17 protein-coding genes and 1 pseudogene are annotated in these 20,374 nt (G+C 66.1%); 11 read left to right on the top strand and 7 right to left on the bottom strand.

The annotated features are described in order from the left end of the window. Positions 1–12 precede the first annotated feature (12 nt). The 5 genes from M0208_RS13835 to M0208_RS13815 all read left to right on the top strand — a co-directional run bounded on the left by M0208_RS13835 (position 13) and on the right by M0208_RS13815 (position 3,455). Positions 13–1,257: a multidrug effflux MFS transporter gene (locus M0208_RS13835; RefSeq protein WP_258892253.1), complete on the top strand. Its 1,245-nt coding sequence runs from the start codon at positions 13–15 to the stop codon at positions 1,255–1,257. Between the two features lie 55 nt (positions 1,258–1,312). Beyond that, positions 1,313–1,654, top strand: coding sequence for a DNA primase (locus M0208_RS13830; RefSeq protein WP_258892252.1), 342 nt, complete (start codon positions 1,313–1,315; stop codon positions 1,652–1,654). 58 nt (positions 1,655–1,712) lie between these two features. Next, entirely contained in the window at positions 1,713–2,588 is an 876-nt protein-coding gene (locus tag M0208_RS13825) for an MliC family protein (RefSeq protein WP_258892251.1), read from the top strand. 83 nt (positions 2,589–2,671) lie between these two features. Then, positions 2,672–3,007, top strand: coding sequence for a DMT family protein (locus tag M0208_RS13820; RefSeq protein WP_258892250.1), 336 nt, complete (start codon positions 2,672–2,674; stop codon positions 3,005–3,007). Between the two features lie 40 nt (positions 3,008–3,047). Then, entirely contained in the window at positions 3,048–3,455 is a 408-nt protein-coding gene (locus M0208_RS13815; RefSeq protein ID WP_258892249.1) for a hypothetical protein, read from the top strand. Between the two features lies 1 nt (position 3,456). Here the strand turns inward: M0208_RS13815 and M0208_RS13810 are convergent, their stop codons facing one another. Then, positions 3,457–4,743, bottom strand: coding sequence for a homoserine dehydrogenase (locus tag M0208_RS13810; RefSeq protein ID WP_258892248.1), 1,287 nt, complete (start codon positions 4,741–4,743; stop codon positions 3,457–3,459). 263 nt (positions 4,744–5,006) lie between these two features. Here M0208_RS13810 and M0208_RS13805 point away from each other — a divergent pair, with 263 nt between their 5' ends. Further along, entirely contained in the window at positions 5,007–6,965 is a 1,959-nt protein-coding gene (locus M0208_RS13805) for an OPT family oligopeptide transporter (RefSeq protein ID WP_258892247.1), read from the top strand. Between the two features lie 23 nt (positions 6,966–6,988). Here M0208_RS13805 and M0208_RS13800 read toward each other — a convergent pair whose 3' ends face one another. The 4 genes from M0208_RS13800 to queF all read right to left on the bottom strand — a co-directional run bounded on the left by M0208_RS13800 (position 6,989) and on the right by queF (position 12,434). Next, positions 6,989–7,405 (bottom strand): hypothetical protein, encoded by a 417-nt coding sequence (locus M0208_RS13800; protein ID WP_258892246.1) that lies wholly within the window; start codon positions 7,403–7,405, stop codon positions 6,989–6,991. A gap of 867 nt (positions 7,406–8,272) precedes the next feature. Then, the gene (locus M0208_RS13795; RefSeq protein WP_258892245.1) at positions 8,273–9,556 is read right to left on the bottom strand and encodes a glycoside hydrolase family 130 protein; all 1,284 of its coding nucleotides are present in this window, start codon (positions 9,554–9,556) and stop codon (positions 8,273–8,275) included. A gap of 52 nt (positions 9,557–9,608) precedes the next feature. Continuing rightward, positions 9,609–11,870, bottom strand: a complete 2,262-nt coding sequence (locus M0208_RS13790; RefSeq protein ID WP_258892244.1) for a glycosyltransferase family 4 protein — start codon at positions 11,868–11,870, stop codon at positions 9,609–9,611. Between the two features lie 117 nt (positions 11,871–11,987). Further along, positions 11,988–12,434, bottom strand: a complete 447-nt coding sequence (gene queF, locus M0208_RS13785) for a preQ(1) synthase (protein WP_258892243.1) — start codon at positions 12,432–12,434, stop codon at positions 11,988–11,990. A 96-nt stretch (positions 12,435–12,530) separates the two neighbouring features. Here queF and M0208_RS13780 point away from each other — a divergent pair, with 96 nt between their 5' ends. Next, complete coding sequence (locus M0208_RS13780) at positions 12,531–13,367, top strand: sulfurtransferase (RefSeq protein ID WP_258892242.1); 837 nt, start codon at positions 12,531–12,533, stop codon at positions 13,365–13,367. Next, positions 13,364–14,551 (top strand): cystathionine beta-lyase, encoded by a 1,188-nt coding sequence (gene metC, locus M0208_RS13775; RefSeq protein WP_258892241.1) that lies wholly within the window; start codon positions 13,364–13,366, stop codon positions 14,549–14,551. Before M0208_RS13780 ends, metC begins: the two co-directional genes overlap by 4 nt. A 111-nt stretch (positions 14,552–14,662) precedes the next feature. Here metC and M0208_RS13770 read toward each other — a convergent pair. Next, positions 14,663–15,277: pseudogene (locus M0208_RS13770) on the bottom strand (NRDE family protein); the annotation flags it as partial. A 6-nt stretch (positions 15,278–15,283) separates the two neighbouring features. Then, positions 15,284–15,787 carry a TetR/AcrR family transcriptional regulator gene (locus tag M0208_RS13765; protein WP_258892240.1) on the bottom strand — a complete coding sequence of 168 codons (504 nt, stop codon included), beginning with the start codon at positions 15,785–15,787 and terminating at the stop codon, positions 15,284–15,286. 9 nt (positions 15,788–15,796) lie between these two features. Here M0208_RS13765 and M0208_RS13760 point away from each other — a divergent pair, with 9 nt between their 5' ends. The 3 genes from M0208_RS13760 to M0208_RS13750 are packed head-to-tail and all read left to right on the top strand — an operon-like array spanning position 15,797 to position 20,348. Further along, on the top strand, positions 15,797–15,967 hold the full coding sequence (locus M0208_RS13760) for a hypothetical protein (protein ID WP_258892239.1): 171 nt from the start codon (positions 15,797–15,799) through the stop codon (positions 15,965–15,967). A 43-nt stretch (positions 15,968–16,010) separates the two neighbouring features. Beyond that, a complete protein-coding gene (locus M0208_RS13755; protein WP_258892238.1) occupies positions 16,011–17,177 on the top strand; it encodes an efflux RND transporter periplasmic adaptor subunit in 1,167 nt (388 codons plus the stop codon). A gap of 6 nt (positions 17,178–17,183) precedes the next feature. Then, positions 17,184–20,348: an efflux RND transporter permease subunit gene (locus M0208_RS13750; protein ID WP_258892237.1), complete on the top strand. Its 3,165-nt coding sequence runs from the start codon at positions 17,184–17,186 to the stop codon at positions 20,346–20,348. Positions 20,349–20,374: the final 26 nt, after the last annotated feature.

The following is a 20,374-nucleotide window of genomic DNA, read 5'->3' as shown; positions in this document are numbered from 1 at the left end:
ACTTGGCCCATCATGCCCAGCGCCGAACCGAATACGCCCGATCGCGGCGCAGCGATCGACGGCGCGCCGATCGGCACGCGCGAATTCGTCGCGCTGATCGCGTCGCTGATGGCGATGGGCGCGCTCGGCATCGATTCGATGCTCCCCGCGCTTCCGGCCATTGCCGACTCGCTCGGCGTCACGGTCGCTAATCATCGCCAGTACGTCATCATGGTGTTCGGGGCGGGCTTTGGCGTCGCGCAGTTGATCCACGGCCCGCTCGCGGATCGCTACGGCCGCCGCAACGTGCTGCTGGTGTCGCTCGCGCTCTACGCCGTGGCGAACGTCTGCGCGGCGATCGCGGGCAGTTTCGAGCTGCTGCTGGCGGCGCGCTTTGCGGGCGGCGCATGCGTCGCGGCGACCCGCGTGGCGACCGTCGCGATGGTGCGCGATTGTTATTCCGGGCGCGCGATGGCGCGGATCATGTCGCTCGCCTTCATGATCTTCATGATCGTGCCGATCGCAGCACCTGCCTTTGGTGCCGCCGTGCTGCTGTTCGGCGACTGGCGGACGATCTTCTGGGTCGTCGCAGGTCTCGCGCTGGTCGTGATGGCGTGGCTCTGGGTCCGGATGCCCGAGACGTTGCACGCGGAGGATCGCCGCCCGATCGAGGCCGCGCCGATCCTGGCCGGGTGGCGCATCACGCTGACCGACCGTTATTCGCTCGGCTACACGCTGGCCGCCGCGGCGCTGACGGGGGCGCTCTACGGCTATCTCGGCTCGATCGAACAGATCATGGCGGAAACGTTCGCGCGACCTAAGCTGCTGGTGGTCGTGTTCGCCACGACGGCGGGGATGATGGCGGTCGCCAACCTGCTCAACTCGCGCATCGTGATGAGCCTCGGCACAAGGCGGATCGCGCACGGCGCGCTGGTGCTGCTAATCACCGCCAGCGCCTTGCACTTCGCCATCGCGGCGGCAGGATATGAATCGCTGATCGGCTTTGGAATATTGATGGCGGTGATGATGGCGTGCTTTGCGCTCTCGACGTCCAATTTCTCGGCGATGGCGATGGAGAAGATGGGGCATATCGCGGGCACCGCCTCCAGCGTGCAGGGTTTCCTGGCGATGACGCTCGGCACCGCATTGGGCGCGGCGATCGGTCAGGGCTTCGACGGCAGCGTGCTGCCGATGGTCGGCGGGTTCCTGCTCGCCGCGCTGGTCGCGCTGGCGCTCGCCGCAAAGACCGAACGCGGCCGCCTGTTCCAGCCCGCCTGACGGAACCCGCGGCCCCGCTCCGCCGTTGCTTGCCCATACAGATGGAGACGACGACATGGGCGGTCATCAGGTAGGCGGGCATGGCAGCGGCGACGACGGCTATGACGAGGACGGCTATGACGAAAGCCAGCGCGCCGAAATACTGGAGGCGACGCGCGACGGGCCGACAGACGGGAACATCATCGTCGATCTCGATCCCGACATCGACGCCGAGGACGACGAGGAAGAGGCCGAAGACGATCTGTTGATGAGCGATAACGAGGTCGCGACGACGGACGACGACGCCGATCAGTCGGACGACGATATCGACGAAGACGAAGCGCAGGTCGATTTCGACGACGGCAATGCGGACGACGAAACGCTGAACGATACCGACGACGCGGCGCTCAGACCGTAAACAGCCCGCGGTTTCGCGCGTCGGCCCGGAACGAATATCGTTACACGGACATGGTTTCATGCGTAGTTTTCTCGTTTCGTGCGCGCTCCCGCTGATCGCGATCGGCGGCTGTTCGCGCGAATCGGACGTCTCGAACGAGGTCGACATCGCGACCGCAGCCGACGCCGCGCGTGGATCGGTCGACAATTACGCCGCTCTGCCCGACGAAGCGCCACCGCGGCCCCAGCCTGCCGCCACGAAGCCAGCGGCGCCCGCATTCGGGGAGGTCACCACGGCGGCGGACGCCGAAGGAGTCGAAGCCGCAGCAGCCGTGGTTTGTCATTATTACGCACTGATCGGCGCGGGGCGTTATCCGCAGGCGTGGCGCCTGTGGGACGACGATGGCCGCGCCTCCGAAATGAGCCAGCAGGCATTCGCCGCCAGCTTCGACAAATACGCCGAATATCGCGCGGAGGTCGGCGCACCGGGCCGGATCGATGCGGGCGCAGGCCAGCGCTACGTGACTGTCCCGATACGCATTTCGGGTCGGTTGAAGGAGGGCGACCGTCCATTCGCGATGGAAGGACCGGTCACCCTTCATCGCACCGCCGAGATCGACGGCGCGTCTCCAGAACAGCGCCGCTGGCGGATCAGCTCCTCCGGCGTCCGCCCGCGGCGAGGCGAAGCGACGCCCGCGCCCGATCCGGAAACGCCGGACCGCGTGACCACACGCTATCGCTGCGACGACGGCACCGCCTTCACCGCGGTCTTCGACAACCGCGCCGACGCGGTGACGTTGCGGTTCGGCGCAGGCGAGGTGGTGCGCCTGCCGAGCGAACGTCCCGCCTCCGGCATCTGGTACCGGAACTCGCGCTATGAACTGCGCGGCAAGGGACGAAATGCGACGCTGACCCGTGGCCGCGCGATGCCGGTGGACTGTACCGCCGCCCAGTAACGCCCACAGTAACAATCGCGACGGAACGGAAGCGCGCGTGGTGCGCTACGCCCCGCGGAACGCGCCACGCCTGGAACCCGCCGATGCCGACGATCGCCCTGCTGGTCCTGTCCAATGTCTTCATGACGATCGCATGGTACTGGCATCTGAAGGGTGGCATGACGAAGGCGCTGCCGATCGTCATCGCGATCAGCTGGGGCATCGCGCTGGTCGAATATTGCTTCGCCGTGCCCGCCAACCGGATCGGCTACGCCAGCGGCTGGAGCGGCGGGCAGCTGAAGGTGACGCAGGAGGTCATCACGTTGCTCGTCTTCGGCGTGTTCGCCGTCGCGGTGCTGGGCGAGCAATTGTCGTGGCGGCACGCGGGCGCGTTCGTCTGCATGATCGGCGCGGTCGCGTTTATGTTCGCAGGCAAATGACGGTTTCCATCACGCGCGCGATGCGGCACCCTGCAGGGCGATGCTGATCGCCCTCGCCCTCGCGCTGCAGGCCGCGCCCGAAGTGCCGCAGCGCTTCTCGATCCTGACCCCGGTCGCGAACGAACCCTGCCGCCCGCGCGAAAAGCCCGATGGCGACGTCATCGTTTGCGCCGACCCGATTCCCGACCAGCAATTGCCCTATCCCGATGAAGTCGCGAACGGCCCACCCCGCGCGGTCAACCCGAACCTGACCGGCGCAGGCGCGCTGGCAGCGGAAGGAACCCCGTGCGCCGCATCGCAACGCGGCTGCACCGTCGGCTTCGGTCCCCCGATCGCGCCGCTCGTCGCGGGTGCGGTCGGGCTGATCAAGGACGCCTTCGCGAAAAAGCCCGACAAGACCGGGCGCGTCTCGATCCCGCTGGACGATCCGGCGCCGGCGGGCAGATAACTCACCCTAGGATATGCATCCACAGCGGCTCGCCCGCCAGGCTCTGCGACCCGCGCAGCCGCTCCAGCGCCGCCGCCACGTTTGATTCGGGCGCTTCATGCGTCACTATCACCACCAGCACATTGCCGTCCGCACCCGCGCCACGCTGGATCAGGCTTTCGATCGACACGCCCGCGTCGCGCATCGCCGCCGCGATCTCGGCCAGAACGCCGACGCGGTCCGCCACCGTGAAGCGTAGATACGCCCGCGCGCGCCGCGCCCCGCTATCCGCCGCCGCCATGTCGGCCAGCGCATCCGCAGGCATCGCATAAGGCGGGCCATATTCACCGCGCGCGATGTCGACCAGATCGGCGACCACCGCGCTTGCGGTCGGTCCGTCGCCCGCACCCGCGCCCTGGAACAGCAGCCGCCCGACGAAATTCCCCTCCGCCACCACCGCGTTGGTCGATCCCGTGACGTGCGCCAGCGGGTGATCCTGCGGCACCAGATGCGCATGGACGCGCTGGAATAACCCGCCCGCGCCAGCCTCGGCGATCCCCACCAGCCGCACGCGATAGCCCAGCGCCGCCGCCTCGGCGATATCCGCCGCGATGACATGGCGGATGCCGCTCGCCGCGACGCCCGCGAACGCCGGGCGCGTGCCGAAGGAGATGCTGGCCAGGATCGACAATTTATGCGCCGCATCCACCCCATCGATGTCGAACGACGGATCGGATTCGGCAAAGCCCAGCGCCTGCGCCTCGGCCAGCACCTCGTCGAAGTCCCGTCCCTCGGCTTCCATCTTCGACAGGATGAAATTGCACGTCCCGTTCAGGATGCCATAGACGCGCGCGATCTCGTTCGCCGCCGCGCCCTCGCGCAGCCCCTTGATCACCGGGATGCCCCCCGCGACCGCCGCCTCGAACTTCAACGCCGCGCCCGCAGCCTCGGCGGCGCGCGCCAGTTCCAGCCCGTGGTGCGCCAGCATCGCCTTGTTCGCGGTGACGAAGCCCTTCCCCGCCGCCAGCGTGTTCCGCGCCAGCGTCAACGCCGGGCCGTCCGCGCCACCGATCAGCTCGACCACCACGTCCGCGTCGGCAGTCGCCAGCGCCGCGGTGTCGTCCACCCAGGCGAAGCGCGACAGATCGACCCCGCGGTCCTTCGACCGGTCGCGCGCCGATACCGCGACGATCTCGATCCCCCGCCCCGCGCGGCGCTCTATCAGCGCGCGGTTCGCGTCCAGCACGCGAATCACTCCGCCGCCGACCGTGCCCAGCCCCGCCAACGCCACCCGCAATGCGCCCGCCATCTCATGCTCCCTTGTCCGCGCGGTGGGACTAGGGGTGTCGCATCATGCTGTCGATGGCGGCGCAGGCACGAAAATGCTCGGTTTGTACGAATCAGCGAGTGCGCTCACCCGTTCGGGGGATGCGGTTTGCCGCGGTGGACGGCACTAGTATCGAGCGACCCGAGCCTGCCATCCGGCAGGTTGACTGTCCGGCCGGGCGCTCGTCGTTCGGCCGGGCTTTTTTCGTCTTCGGACACGACGTCTTTCGTGCCACACGGGCGGCCATGCAAACACCCGCTGCCGCCCCCACGCCAATCGCCGAACTCACGCTGCGCGGCATCCTGCTCGGCGGCCTGATCACATTGCTGTTCACCGCCGCGAACGTCTATCTTGGCCTCAAGATCGGGCTGACCTTCGCCACCTCGATCCCTGCTGCTGTGATCTCGATGGCGGTGCTGCGCGCGTTCAAGACGTCGACGATCCTCGAAAACAACATCGTCCAGACCGTCGCCAGCGCGGCGGGAACGCTCGCCGCGATCATCTTCGTCCTGCCCGGCCTCGTGATGGTCGGTTACTGGCAAGGCTTCCCGTTCGTCACCACCGCCGCGATCACCGCGACCGGCGGCATATTGGGCGTGATGTTCTCGGTTCCCTTGCGCCGCGCGCTCGTCGTCGACACCGTCCTCCCCTATCCCGAGGGACGCGCGGCGGCGGAAGTGCTCAAGATCGGGGCGGAAAGCCGCGAGGGCGGCGCGGAAAGCGCACGCGGGCTGAAGGTCATCGTCGTCAACGCGGTCGTCTCGGCGGGCTTCGCGCTGCTCACACAAACGAAGCTGGCCGCGGCCGAATTCGCCACCTTCTTCCGCGTTGGCGCGGGTGCGACCGGCGTCACCGGCGGTCTGTCGTTCGCTCTCCTCGGCGCTGGCCATCTGGTCGGGCTGTCGGTCGGCATGGCGATGCTGGCGGGCGTCGTCATCGGCTGGTGGATCGTGCTGCCGATCCTGACCGCCGCGCAGCCGCAGACGGGCGAGGTAGCGACGTGGGTCGGCGCGGTGTTCGGGCGCGACGTGCGGTTCTTCGGCGCGGGTGTGATCGGGGTCGCCGCGATCTGGACGCTGGTGAAGATAACGCGGCCCGTGATCGGCGGACTGCAATCCTCGCTCGCCGCCTCGCGAGCGTCGCGCAGCGGCGACGCGCTGCCGATCGAGGAACGCGACCTGCCGATCGGCATCGTCGCCGCGGTATCGGCGGCCGTGATGGTCCCGATCGCCTTCCTGCTGTGGAGCGTACTCGCAGGAGGCCCGCTCGCCGCCTCCGCCATCCCGCTGATCGCGGCGAGCCTGCTGTTCATCCTCGTCATCGGCCTCGTGATCGCGGCGGTGTGCGGGTACATGGCCGGGCTGATCGGCGCGTCGAACTCACCCGTGTCGGGGATCGGCATCCTCGCGATCCTCGCCTCCTCGCTGATGCTCGTCGCCTGGTTCGGGCGTGATGGCGGGACGAGCGAGACGCAGGCGCTGGTCGCCTATGCGCTGATCGTCACGGGCATCATCTTCGGCGTCGCCACCATCTCCAACGACAATCTGCAGGATCTGAAGACCGGGCAACTGGTCGGCGCGACGCCGTGGAAGCAACAGGTCGCGCTCGTCATCGGCGTCTGCTTCGGCTCGGTCGTCGTCCCGCCGGTGATGCAGTTGTTATATGTGTCATTCGGGTTCGCCGGTAGCGCAGGCGCAGGCCCCAACGCGCTGGCCGCGCCGCAGGCCGCGCTGATCTCGGCGCTGGCTAAGGGGGTGCTGGGCGGCGACCTCAACTGGGCGATGATCGGCTGGGGCGCGCTGACCGGCGTCGGCGTGATAATGCTCGACGAAATACTGGGCCGCGCGAAAAAGCTGCGCCTGCCGCCCCTCGGCGTCGGGCTCGGCATCTACCTGCCGATGGCGGTGACGCTGCCGGTAGTGATCGGATCGGTCATCGGCGCCTACTACGACCGCTGGGCCGACCGCACCCGCGATGCCGAAGCCGCGCGAAGGATGGGCGTGCTGACCGCCACGGGCATGATCGTCGGCGAAAGCCTGTGGGGCGTGGCCTTCGCCGGTGTGGTGTACGAAACGGGTAGCGACGCGCCGCTGGCGGTGGTCGGACCGGAATTCGAGCGGTACGCGCTGGTGGGAGGGACGGTGCTGTTCTTCGCGCTGGCGTGGTGGCTCTACCGGCGGACGCGGGCAGCGGTAGCTGGTTGAGCCGGATGTCTTGATGTGGTGGGTTAGCTGCCGTTCCTTTTCATGCGGGACGCACACTCCGCGGCAGACGTTAGCTCCAATTTCTTGACTTTGACGAATATGAACTGGCGTCCCTCCCAATTTTGCATCATCGTCGGTTTCCGGGAGGCTAGATACCCCTGACCAATAATGCGGAAGCACTTCGTTTCATCAGGATGGTGGATGTAAGCGTCGTTCACAGGCTTGGCGTAAACCTGCTGCCACTTCTCCTCTCTCAACTGGAAATCCATATATTCTAGACCTGGTTTGCGGTCAGGTAAGAAGCCGGGATACTCCCAATGCGCGTTCAAAAGCCCGCGAACCGACTGTAATTTCTTCGCGTCCGCCGGCTCTTGGCCAGCGGTCGGCGCCGGAATGTTCGCGACCATGGCGCAAAGCAGGAGCGTAGTGAGCCTGATCATCGAGGCAGGTTGGCACGACCTGCTAATGTCCGCAATTGGGCGTCACCCGTTGTCCAATCCCAGCAGCCGAGGAGCTTCTCGCTCAGCATCCTCAATGGTGCCGTATAGTCCCGAAAGGGGTTCAACCCCCTCATAGATTGCGGGCGTGCTATTCACCGTCCACCGTCGGTCCTCGACAGGTTCGACATGGAAGGCGACTTGCGTCTCCGCGGTCCAGTGCCAATGCTGATAGAGACAGAAACGACCATCGGGCCTGTGCACAATTGCTACCCGGCCATACCGATCCGGCGATAGCAGCACCTTAACTTCGTCAATTTCCATAGGTGCAAGGCTCGCACACTGCGGCGAATGTCCGCAAGTGGGCGGAAACGGTCATCGCGTTTTCCTACACGCTGCCCATCTGCTAGGAGTCTCCTGCTGCGGCCCGCTCTTTCTCTTTGTCGATCCCTTTCCTCAGGAGCGCACAACTCGCTGCCTCAACATTCGCGAAAATATGTGCGCCGGCGTCTCAACATTCTCAACATTCGCGGACGCCGCCCTGTCGGCGATGCGTACCGGACGACCGAGTTTTTCTGAGTGCCGGACCGCTGCGAACCGCGCTCGATGGGTGGGCGCACGCGTGACTTTATCGTGACTTTTGGCGCGCCGCGAACGGCCGTCTTGGCCTAACCTTAGCCTAACTTTCCGCGATCATCTGCGTTCATTGGTGTGACTTTACCGTGACTTTTGGCCCGGACCGACGTCGGCAAAGCCGCCGTCTGCACGTCGGACGGGGTCGGCTGACGCCTTCCCGCCGGCCGGCGCGGGCGCTGCGCGGCTTTGCCGCGCACCGGCGCCGTCGCTTCGCCGACGCGCCTGCGCCCGCGCTCACATCGCTTTCAGCAACTCGCTGATCTCGACGAACGCGAAGCCGACCGAGCTATCCGCGATGCCGTAAGGCAGGAACAGCTTGTTCCCGTGCCGGATCGCGCCGCAGCTATAGACGACGTTCGGGACATAGCCCTCGCGGTCCTGATCCGCCGCCGCCAGGATCGGTTCCCGCGTCCGCCCCAGCACCTTCGACGGATCGGTCTTGTCTAGCAGCGCCGCGCCGATCGAATATTTCCGCATCGCGCCGACGCCGTGGGTCAGCAGCAGCCAGCCTTCGTCGATCTCGATCGGCGGACCGCAATTGCCGATCTGCACGAACTCCCACGGATGTTCGGGCGTCAGGATCAGCTCGCCGTCGTCCCAATGCTCCAGGTTGTCCGACCGCAGCAGGTACAGATTCTCCCCGTCCTGCCGTCCGATCGCCAGATACTCGCTGCCCACCTTGCGCGGGAACAGCGCGATGCCCTTGTTGCGCGCCGCCGTCCCCGTCATCGGGACCAGATCGAACGCGCGGAAATCCTTCGTCCGCAACAGCTCGGACTGGATTTTCGACCCGTTGTACGCGGTGTACGTACCGAGCCATTCAAGCGAACCGTCGCCGTGCTCGAACTGGACGAGCCGCAAATCCTCCAGCCCCTTCGACTGCGCATCGGTGATCGGGAAGATCACCGTGCCGCTGAGGGTACTGTCGCGGTGGCGGAACACCGTGACCGGCCCCTCGGGCGCGACATCCTCGTCCGCGCGCGGCGTGTCGGCGGCGGTGGCGAAGGGCGGTTCGGGGGCCAGCTTCAGTTCGTTGTTCGTCGTGATGATGCCTTCGCGGAACGCGACCGAGGAGATGTGCCCCTCTCCCACCGCGCGCAGCGACATCAGGATGCGCTGCGATCCCGCGGGCATCCCCGACTGGTCGAAATGCGGCACCGCGCTGGGGTTCATCAGCGCGGCGGCGGCATAGCTGTATTCGTGGCAGAAATACGCGCCGATCAGCTGCCGCTTCTCGTCGCCGATCTCGCTGCCGTCCAGCCCGTGCTGCGCCTCGATCTCGTCATAGCGCGTCATGAACACGCGCCGCGTCTGCCAGTGACGCTCCTCGAAATCCTTCAGCACCGCCTGCAGCTGCGCATGCGCCTGCGCCTGCGTCATCTCCAGCACCTCGGCGATCAGCCGTTTTGCGCGGCTCTGCCCCTGGCCGTTCATCGCCGACCAGGCGATATGGAACGGGCGCACCACGACGCGCGAAGGGTCGGCGTGCAGCCGAAGCTCGTGATTGAAGAGATCCAAGAACCCGAGCCTCGTATTGCCGCAGCACTGTCAGCGCCGCGGCAGACGAGGCCTACGCGACGGCGCGCTCCGTCCCTGCCACGCTTGCGGCCCGTTTTGAAAGCCCCGAAATCGCGCACGACGCCAATTGCAGCGCCAAAATCGACTCCGCGCCTTGGTTTCGGTTCAATCCGGTCGGCATCAATCCGTCGAAACACCCGCCGTCCTGCACCGACGCCAGCGGCAGATCGAGATCATTGCCGCCCAGGAACCAGCGATACGCGCGCATCGCCTCGTCGTACCAGCGTTGCTCGCCGGTCGCCTCATACGCCGCGGTACAGGCGTTGATCGTCGCCTGCGCCTCCAGCGGCTGCTGGTCGAACGGCAAGGGATCGGCATATTCGCGCCCGAAACTCTCGCTGCCGACCGCACGGAAGCGGCCGTCGGGGCTGGTCTGACGCGCCATGATCCACTCCAGCGTATCCACCCCCGTCGCGATCAGGTCACGGCGGCCGAGCGCCACGCCGGCTCGGATCATCGCTTCGGGCAGGCGCGCATTGTCATACGCCAGCACGATCTCGAACCACTCCCACTCCGGGCGGCGCGCCACATCGAGCAGCGCGCGATGCTCGTCCGGGAACCGTTCCAGAATCGATCGCGCCAGCTGATGCCCCGGCGACGCCTCCAGCATCGCGACCGCGCCTAGCATGGCGAAGGATTGCGCGCGCGGGGAACCGAGTTCGAGCGCGAGGCTGGCGGTCAGATCGAACATCGCGGTCGCCCAGTCGCGATGCTTGCGCTCCTTCGCATCGCGCGCGGTGACGCCGAGCGCCCAGAGCGTGCGGCCGTTCGAGTCTTCCGACCCGACCTCCTCGCACCACGTCCGGTCGAAATTCATGAAATTGCGGAACCGGCGCTTGTCCGGGTTCCAGGCATATTGGACAAACGACGCATAGATCGTCATCCATTTGTCGCGTAGCACCGAATCCAAGTCCGGAATTGCGCTCATCAACATCAGCGCGCGCGCATTGTCGTCGATGCAATAACCGTGGCGGCGATCGGGCACCGAATAGATCGAATGCTGGAGCATGCCTGTCGAATCGCTCATCCGCTCGACCGCGGCGATGTCGGGCGGCAGGATCTTTACCGCGCTTTGCTGCGCCAGCCGCTGCGGCTGCTGGGCGACGATCAAATCGAGTTCCTTCATGGCGGTCTCGGCCAGAACGGGCCAGATCATCGTCCGGCCACGCGCATAGGCGCGTGCCGAAAGCCGGTTACGGTTACGATCGTTGCCGAGCAGATCGTTGATTTCACGCGCAAAAGCGGCTGAGTCGCGGAAATCGACCAGCACGCCATGCCCGTCGCCAAGGATTTCGGTCGCGTGCACGTAAGGGGTTGAGATCACCGCCTTGCCGACGCCCACCGCATAGGACAGCGTCCCGCTCGTGATCTGCGCCGGGTTCAGATACGGCGTGACATACAGGTCGGCCGCCTGCAGATAATCGATCAGGTCGTTGTGATCGACGAACGCATCGATGAAGGCGACATTGCCCGAAACGCCGGTGTCCGCCGCCAGCTTCTTCAAACGCTGCCGATAGACTTCGCCCTCATGCGCGACCAGGTTCGGGTGAGTCGCGCCCAGCACGACATACACCGCGTCGGGATGCTGCGCGACGACGGCGGGCATCGCCTCGATCACCGTCTCGATCCCCTTGCCGGGCGCGAGCAGGCCGAACGTCAGGATCACCTGCCGCCCTTCCCACCCGAAACGCGGCTTCAGCAGCGCGGGGTCGACGAACGCGCGGTCGGGCACGCCATGCGGTATCATCACGATCGAACGCGGATTCGCGCCATAGACGCGACGCAGGATCTCGACCCCGCGTTCCGCCATCACGATAACCTTGGAGGCGCGACGGAGTAGCCCTTCCATCACCTCGCGCTCGGATGCGCTGGGCTTTTCGAGCACCGTGTGAAGCGTGACGATCAGCGGCAGGGTCGATCGGTCGAGCAAAGCGAGGATATGTTCGCCCGCCGCGCCGCCGAAGATGCCATATTCGTGCTGCAGCCAGATCGCCTGCGCGCCGCTCGCCTCGATCGCACGCGCCGTGGCGATATAGGCGGACCGGTCCTGCTGCGGAATCGCCGCCACGACGGCGGCGGGGTAGTCGTAACGACCGGGGTGATCATCCATCGCATAGACGTCGACACGCAGGTCCGGGTAACGGCCGCGCAGCGCGGTGTAGGTGTCGGTCGTGTACGTCGCGATGCCGCATTTACGCGGCAGGAAGTTGCCGATCAGCGCGATATGGGAAATCGTTTCGACGTCCGCCGCCATGCCTCTTACCTTCGCTGATGCAATATCACACGGAGCGCCGGCGATACAGGTCCATCAAACGGATCGGACGGTGGTTGGTTGCAACGCAGCAGAGCGAAAGCGCCTGATCTCAATCAATCAACCGCGGCCACGGTAGGCCGCAACGCCTTGATCGGGCAGCCATAGATCGACAGGCGGCGCGCCGCTCTGCCAGAACACGTCGATCGGAATACCGCCGCGCGGATACCAGTAACCGCCGATGCGCAGCCAGCGCGGCTGCATTTCAGCGGCGAGGCGTTCGCCAATTCCGACCGTACAATCCTCATGAAAGGCGGCGTGATTGCGGAAGCTGCTGAGGAACAGCTTCAACGATTTCGATTCGACGATCGTCTCGCCCGGTACGTAGTCGATCACGATATGCGCGAAATCGGGCTGGCCGGTGACCGGACACAGCGAGGTGAACTCCGGCGCTGCGAAACGCACCAGATAAGTGCGGCCGGGTCGCGGGTTGGGAACATAGTCCAGCACCGCTTCTTCCGGCGTGGCGGGCAGCGCGCTGGTCTGGCCAAGATGTTTCGGGGTCATGGTGCGCAGATAGGGTTCGCAGCGCGCGGCGTCACCCCGCCTTCCTCGACGCGCGCGATCGGACTTACTAGGGTCGCGATAGTCATGGAGAAGCAGATGGACGCGCTCGTCGAAACCGAATGGCTGGCCGCCAACATCGACGCGCGCGATCTGCGCGTCGTAGATGCGACGTGGCGGCTGCCCGGCGATGGCGGCGAACCGCGCACAGACTTTGACGCGGCGCATATCCCCGGCGCGGTCTTTCTCGATCTGGCCGAAATCGTCGACAGCGCGAACGCTGCGCCGATGATGCTGCCCCGCCCTGAAAAGTTCGCCAGCCGGATGGCGGCGTTGGGCCTTGGCGATGGCACGCGCATCGTGCTGTACGACGACAGTTCGCTGCACAGCGCAGCGCGGGCGTGGGTGATGCTGCGCAGCTTCGGCACCCCCGATGTCGCGACCCTCGACGGCGGGTTGGCGAAATGGCGCGCGGAGGGGCGGCCGCTGTCGAGCGAAAAACCGACGCCCCGGCCGCGCCACGTTACCCCGCGTATTCGTGGAGAGGGTATCCGCGACCTCGCCGACTTACGCGCCAATCTTGACAGCGACGCCGCGCAAGTGCTCGACGCGCGGTCGCCTGCGCGCTTTGCGGGCGAGGAGCCCGAGCCGCGTGCAGGCGTGGTCCCCGGCCACATCCCCGGATCGATCAACCTGCCCTATACCCGCTTCTTCGACGAAGACGGCACGTGGAAGCATGGCACGTCCTTGCGCGCCGTGTTCGCCGACGCCGGCGTAGACCTAAACCGCCCGATCGTCGCGACGTGCGGATCGGGCGTCACCGCCTCGGTCATCGCCTTCGCCGCCCATCTGCTCGGCAGGGACGCCGCCGTGTACGACGGCAGTTGGGGCGAATGGGGCGCAGACCCGTCGACCCCAAAGGCGACCGGCGCATGAAAGATCACGACATCGGCGACGAAACCCGCGTGGTCGAGGCGGGCCGGCGCAAGGAATGGACGGGAGGGATCGTCAACACCCCGGTCTGGCGCGCGTCGACGATCCTCTACGACAGCGTCGCCGACCTGCGCGCCGCGGCGGGACGCGATACGCATCACCGGTTGTTCTACGGGCGGCGCGGGACACCGACGCAGTGGAGCCTGGCCGATGCGCTGACCGACCTGGAGCCCGGCGCGGAGGGAACGTTCCTCTACCCGTCCGGCGTTGCGGCGGTCGCCGCCGCCTTGTTGTCGGTGCTGTCGCCGGGCGACGAACTGCTGCTGGTCGACAGCGCGTACGACCCGACGCGTTCGATGGCGAACGGGTTGTTGAAGCGGCTGGGCATCACGACACGCTTCTACGATCCGCTGATCGGCGCGGACATCGCCGACCTGATCGGCGACAGGACGAAGGCGATCTTCCTCGAAAGCCCCGGCAGCCTGACGTTCGAGGTGCAGGACGTGCCCGCGATCGTCGCTGCGGCGAAAGCGCGCGGGATCGCGACGATCCTCGACAACACCTGGGCCACCCCCCTCAACTTCCGCGCGATCGGGCTCGGCGTCGACCTGTCGGTGCTCGCCTGCACCAAATATATCGTCGGGCACAGCGACGTGATGCTAGGCAGCGTGACCGCTGCGCCGGGCCGGTTCGCGAAATTGCGCGAAACGAGCTTCCAACTCGGACAGGTCGCAAGCCCCGACGACTGCTGGCTTGCCAGCCGCGGCCTGCGAACGCTGGCGGTGCGGCTGAAGCAGCACGAATCGTCGGCGCTTAAGATCGCGCGCTGGCTGGAAACGCGGCCCGAAGTCGATCGTGTGCTTCACCCGGCACATCCCGCGTGTCCCGGTCACGCCCTGTTCGTGCGCGATTTCGCGGGCAGTACCGGACTGTTCTCGTTCGTCCTGAACGGCGGCGACGAGGCGTCGCGCGCCGCGCTGATCGACGGGCTCGATCATTTTGGCATCGGCTACAGCTGGGGCGGTTTCGAAAGCCTCGCGCTGCCGGTCGATCCACAGCGCTATCGCACGGCCACCACGCCCGATTTCGCCGGGCCGATGGTCCGGCTGCAGATCGGGCTGGAAGACCCCGACGACCTGATCGCCGACCTCGCGCGCGGTCTGGATCACTTCGCCGCCGCGCTTTAGCCGCCCCACGCAAAAGGGGCGACGAGTCTCGCCAGTAACGATCGCATCGGCATCGTAGCGGTGTTCGACGATCACGCCCGCGCCATCCCGATCGATCGCCACGACGGTGCTGCAGCGGGTGCCGTAAAAAGGATTGCGAATGAAGATGCGCGCGTGCGGTTCGTGGTCGGCGTCAGGCGGATCGGTGACGGCCGTATCGCGGTCCTCCGCCAGCGCGTCGAACAGCGACGCCGGATCGCTCGCATCGCCAGCCAGCCAGGCCGCGAGCAAGGCGTTCAACCGCGTGACTTTCGGCCAATCCGAATCGACCGCACCGTTCGACAGGCCGTGCATGCCCGCGGTCAGGGCGTTACGTGACGGTGCGGGCCGGTTGCTGACGACCTCCAGCGTATCGCGTGTCGCGACGATCAGGTTAAATGCGTTGAACGCGGCGAGCGCATCACCGTCCGGTATTGTTCCCGCCAGCGCACCGGCCACCAACGCACCGCGCGACGGGGCCGCGCCGTCGGGCGCGTACCCTGTCAGATTGGTGATGACCGCGAGCCGCCCAGCTTCGGAGACACCCAGCCACGTCCCGCCAGAGCGCAGGTCGCGCCCGGCGACAATCCCCGAATCGTCCCATCGCGCCAACGGCGCGGCGGGGCGCCCGTGCAATTCGTCGCGATTGCCCGCCAGCACGACCAGCCAGCGCGGATGCGCGTCCCACGCGATCGTCGCCACGCACATCGTGCGTCAGGCGGCCTGCAATGCGTCGATCTCGCTGGCGACGATACGACGGATATGGTCGGCAAGCGGGTTCAGGTCGCGATCGGGGTCGGCGATGCGGCGGTGATTGAGCCCCATGCCGAGCGTCATGATGACATCGGCCAGCGCCTCGCATTCGGCGACGCGGTGATCGCCGGACACCAATGTGCACAATGCCGACACCAGCGTTTTCCTAACCTGGTCGTGCAAACCGCGCATGACGCTCGCGATCCGGTCGTTACGCGCCGATTCGGCCATGATCTCCGGCATGATGCGGAAATCGTCGATCGGCTGGTCGATGTCGATGAAGTGCATGATCCAGTCGCGCACCCCTGCGAAATCGCCCGATGCGACCGCCTTGTGGAGTCGCTCCGTGTCGAGAAACTCGGCGCATCCTTCCTCGGTGATCGCCGCGATGATGTCTTCCTTCGAGGCGAAGTCGCGGTAGATTTGCCCCACCCGGATGCCCGACGCGGTGGCGAGTTGCGCCATGCCGACCCCATGAAAGCCCTGCTCGCTGAACAGTTTCGCGGCTGTTTCCAGAAGCTTGATCCGGCGGGCATCCGCGCGACTTGGGGCGCATTCTACGCTGCACTGCAAAAGATTCATTCGTATTCAGGCTTTCGACACTTGCGGCTTTCGGACGACGGTTCTAGATGGCGTTATCTGTGAGCGATCGTTCACTCACACAATAGCATAGCTTTCGGGGACGTGTATGAGAAAGTTCGGTCCGGCCATCGCCGCCGTTCTGTTGCTGTCGGCGTGCGGCAAGGGCGCGCCGCAACAGCCGCCGGAGGGACCGCCGCAGGTGTCCTATGTCGTCATGCGCGAAACCCCGGCGATGCTCAGCACCGAATTGCCCGGCCGCACCGCCGCCTATGAGACATCAGAGGTGCGCCCGCAGGTCAACGGCCTGGTCCGCGCGCGACTGTTTGCGGAGGGCGATTCGGTTCGCGCCGGGCAACCGCTCTACCGCATCGATTCCGCACCCTATCAGACGCAGGTCGCCAGCGCCCGCGCGGCGCTGACCCGCGCCCGCGCCGCGATCGCGTCGAACGACGCGCTCGCGCGGCGCTATGGCGAACTGGTCAAGATCAACGCGATTTCGCGCCAGGAATACGATAACGCCATCACCAGCGCGCAGCAGGCGCGCGCGGACGTGTCTGCGCAGCAGGCGGCGCTGCGCACCGCGCAGATCGACCTGGCGCGCACCACGATCACCGCGCCGATCTCCGGCCGGATCGGGCGATCGACCTTCACCACTGGCGCGCTGGTCACTGCGGCGCAGGCCGAACCGCTGACGACGATTCAGCGGCTCGACCCAATCTATGTCGACATCAGCCAGGCGAGCGCAGACGTGCTGAAGCTCCGCCAGCGTATCATGGCCGGAGAGGTCGCGCGCAGCGGCGCGGCGGCCAAGGTCCGCCTGAAGCTGGAGGACGGATCGACCTATCCCATCGAAGGCACGCTGAAATTCACCGACGTGACGGTCGATCCCACGACGGGCACGCAGGCGCTGCGCGCGCAGTTCGCCAATCCGCGTGGTCTTCTCCTGCCCGGTATGTACGTCCGCGCCGAACTCGGCGAGGGGACGCAGGCGCAGGCAATTTTGGTCCCGCAACGCGCGGTCAGCCGCGACGAAAAGGGTCAACCGGTCGCAATGGTGATCGGCAAGGGCGACAAGGTCGAACCCCGCATCCTGAAAACCGAACGCACCGTCGGCGACGCCTGGCTGGTATCAAGCGGCCTGAAGCCCGGCGACAAGGTGATCGTCGAAGGCGGCATGATGCTGCGCCCCGGGATGCCGGTGAAGGGTAGCGTCTGGAACCCCAACGCGAAGCCCGCCGCGCCGCAGGGCGCACAACAGCCGCAGGCGAAGTAACCCAGCATGGCCCGCTATTTCATCGATCGACCCATCTTCGCGTGGGTTATCGCGATCATCCTGATGCTCGCCGGCGGCCTTGCGATCCGCAGCCTGCCGATCGCGCAGTTTCCCGCGATCGCCCCGCCCGCGGTGACGATCACCGCGACCTATCCGGGCGCCGACGCGCAGACGCTGGAAAATACGACGACCCAGATCATCGAACAGCAGATGAAGGGGATCGACAACCTTCGCTATTTCTCGTCGTCGTCCTCGTCGGCTGGCACCGTCACGATCACGCTGACCTTCGAACAGGGCACCGATCCCGACACGGCGCAGGTGCAGGTGCAGAACAAGCTGCAATCCGCCACGCCGCTGTTGCCGCAGGAGGTGCAGCAGCAGGGCCTGTTCGTCGCCAAATCCGCCGCCAATTTCCTGCTCATCATCGGCGTCTACTCTGAGGACGGGTCGCACGATGTCCCCGACCTGGCCGACTATACCGTAGCACGTCTGCAGGATCCCCTGAGCCGCGTCAGCGGCGTCGGCGATACGCAGGTCTTCGGGTCTCAGTACGCGATGCGCATCTGGGTCGATCCGCTAAAGCTCAACAATTTCGCGCTGACGATGACCGACGTGACCGCCGCGGTGCAGGCGCAGAATGCGCAGATTTCGGCGGGGCAGATCGGCGCGCAGCCCGCGCCGAAGGAGCAGATGCTCAACGCCACGGTGTCGGTCCAGTCGCGGCTCCAGACGCCCGAACAATTCGCCGCGATCCGGTTGAAATCGAACATCGACGGTTCGGTCGTCCGGCTGGGCGACGTCGCACGCGTCGAGATCGGCGCGGAGAATTACGGCTTCGGTTCGAAATATAACGGAAAGCCCGCCGCGGGCATGGGAATCAAGCTGGCCCCCGGCGCCAATGCGCTCGCCACGGTCGAGGCCGTGAAGGCGCGCGTGGCGGAAATCTCGAAGGGTTTCCCACCCGACGTGAAGATCGTCTACCCGTATGATTCGACACCGTTCGTGCGGCTGTCGGTCGAACAGGTCGTGGAAACGTTGTTCGAGGCGGTGCTGCTCGTCTTCCTCGTGATGTTCCTGTTCCTGCAGAACTTTCGCGCGACGCTGATCCCGACGATCGCGGTGCCGGTCGTGTTGCTCGGCACATTCGCGGTGATGGCGCTGGCGGGTTTTTCGATCAACACGCTCACCTTGTTCGGCATGGTGCTGGCGATCGGCTTGCTCGTCGACGACGCGATCGTCGTGGTGGAGAACGTCGAACGGCTGATCCAGACCGAAGGCCTGTCGCCGAAGGAAGCCGCGAAGAAATCGATGGACGAGATCAGCGGCGCGCTGGTCGGTATCGGCCTGGTCCTGTCCGCGGTGTTCCTGCCGATGGCGTTCTTCGGCGGGTCAACCGGGGTGATCTACCGCCAGTTCTCGATCACGATCGTCTCCGCGATGGTCCTGTCGGTGATGGTCGCGCTGATCCTGACGCCTGCACTCTGCGCCACGATCCTGAAACCGCACGATCCCGACAAGCACGAAGGCAATGGCCTGTTCGCGCGCTTCTTCCGCTGGTTCAACGACAAGTTCGATCGCAGCCAGGTACGCTACGAACATGGCGTGAAGCGCACCGTGCGCAGCTGGAAGCGGTCGGCGCTCGTCTACCTGCTGATCGTCGGGCTGATGGCGTTGCTGTTCGTGCGCCTGCCATCGGGCTTCCTCCCCGAAGAGGATCAGGGTGTCGTCATCGCGCTGGTCCAGGGCCCATCCGGCGCGACCACGAGCCGCACAGAAAAGGGCCTCGATCTGGTCCGCAACCATTTCCTGAAGACCGAGGGCGCCAATGTAGAGGGCGTCTTCACCGTCGCCGGGTTCAGCTTTGCAGGCGCAGGCCAGAACAGCGGCATCGCCTTCGTCAAGCTGAAGGACTGGGCCGACCGCTCCGGTGCGGAAAACCGCGCACCGACGATCGCCGGGCGCGCGATGGGCACATTCAGCCAGTTCAAGGACGCGCTGATCTTCGCGATCGTCCCGCCCGCGGTGCAGGAACTGGGCAACGCCACGGGTTTCGACCTGCAGCTCGTCGACACCGGCGGCATTGGCCACGAACGGATGGTGCAGGCGCGCAACATGATGCTCGGCATGGCTTCGCAGGACAAGCGCCTGGTGGGCGTGCGTCCCAACGCGCTGGACGACGCGCCGCAGTTGAAGATCGACATCGATCAGGACAAGGCGCGCGCGCTCGGCCTTGACCTCACGCAGGTCAATTCGACGATCGCGACCGCCTGGGGCGGCGCGTATGTGAACGACTTCATCGACCGTGGCCGCGTGAAGCGCGTTTATATCCAGGCCGACGAACCCTATCGCATGAAGCCGGAGGATATCGGCAGCTTCTTCGTCCGCGGCGCGACCGGGACGATGGCCCCGTACAGCGCGTTTTCGACGCTTAGCTGGGCGCAAGCCCCGGTGCAGCTGACACGCTACAATGGTCAGCCCGCGATGCAGATTCAGGGTGCGCCAGCGCCCGGCGTCTCGTCTGGCGCGGCGATGGAGGCGATGGAGGAAATCCAGGCGAAGCTGCCGCCCGGCACCTCGCTCGAATGGACCGGCCTCAGTTACGAGGAACGGCTGTCCGGCGGCCAGGCGCCGGCGCTGTACGGTCTGTCGTTGCTGATCGTGTTCCTGTGCCTTGCCGCGCTGTACGAAAGCTGGTCGGTGCCGTTGTCGGTGTTGCTGGTCGTCCCGCTCGGAATCCTCGGCGCAATCCTCGCCGCGACGCTGACCGGGCTCTCGAACGACATCTATCTGCAGGTGGGCCTGATCACGACGATCGGCGTGTCGGCGAAGAACGCGATCCTGATCGTGGAGTTCGCCGAGGAACGGATGCGCGACGGCATGAGCGCGTTCGACGCCGCGGTGGAATCGGCGAAGCTGCGGCTCCGCCCGATCCTGATGACCAGTCTCGCCTTCGTCTTCGGCGTGCTGCCGCTGGCATTGTCGACCGGCGCGGGCGCGGGCGGGCAGAATGCGATCGGCCGCGCGGTCGTTGGCGGGATGTTGTCCGCGACGATCCTCGCCATCTTCTTCGTGCCGATGTTCTTCGTCGTCGTGCGTCGCCTGTTCGATCGTACGCCGAAGAACCAGCCCGACGCCAACCGCGACGCCGACCCCGCGCCGCAGGGAGCCTGACGTGACCAAGAGTTTCCGCCTGTCGA

The sequence above is a fragment of the Sphingomonas sp. SUN019 genome, assembly GCF_024758705.1.
Lineage (GTDB): Bacteria > Pseudomonadota > Alphaproteobacteria > Sphingomonadales > Sphingomonadaceae > Sphingomonas.
This window is presented reverse-complemented; position numbering and strand designations above follow the sequence as displayed.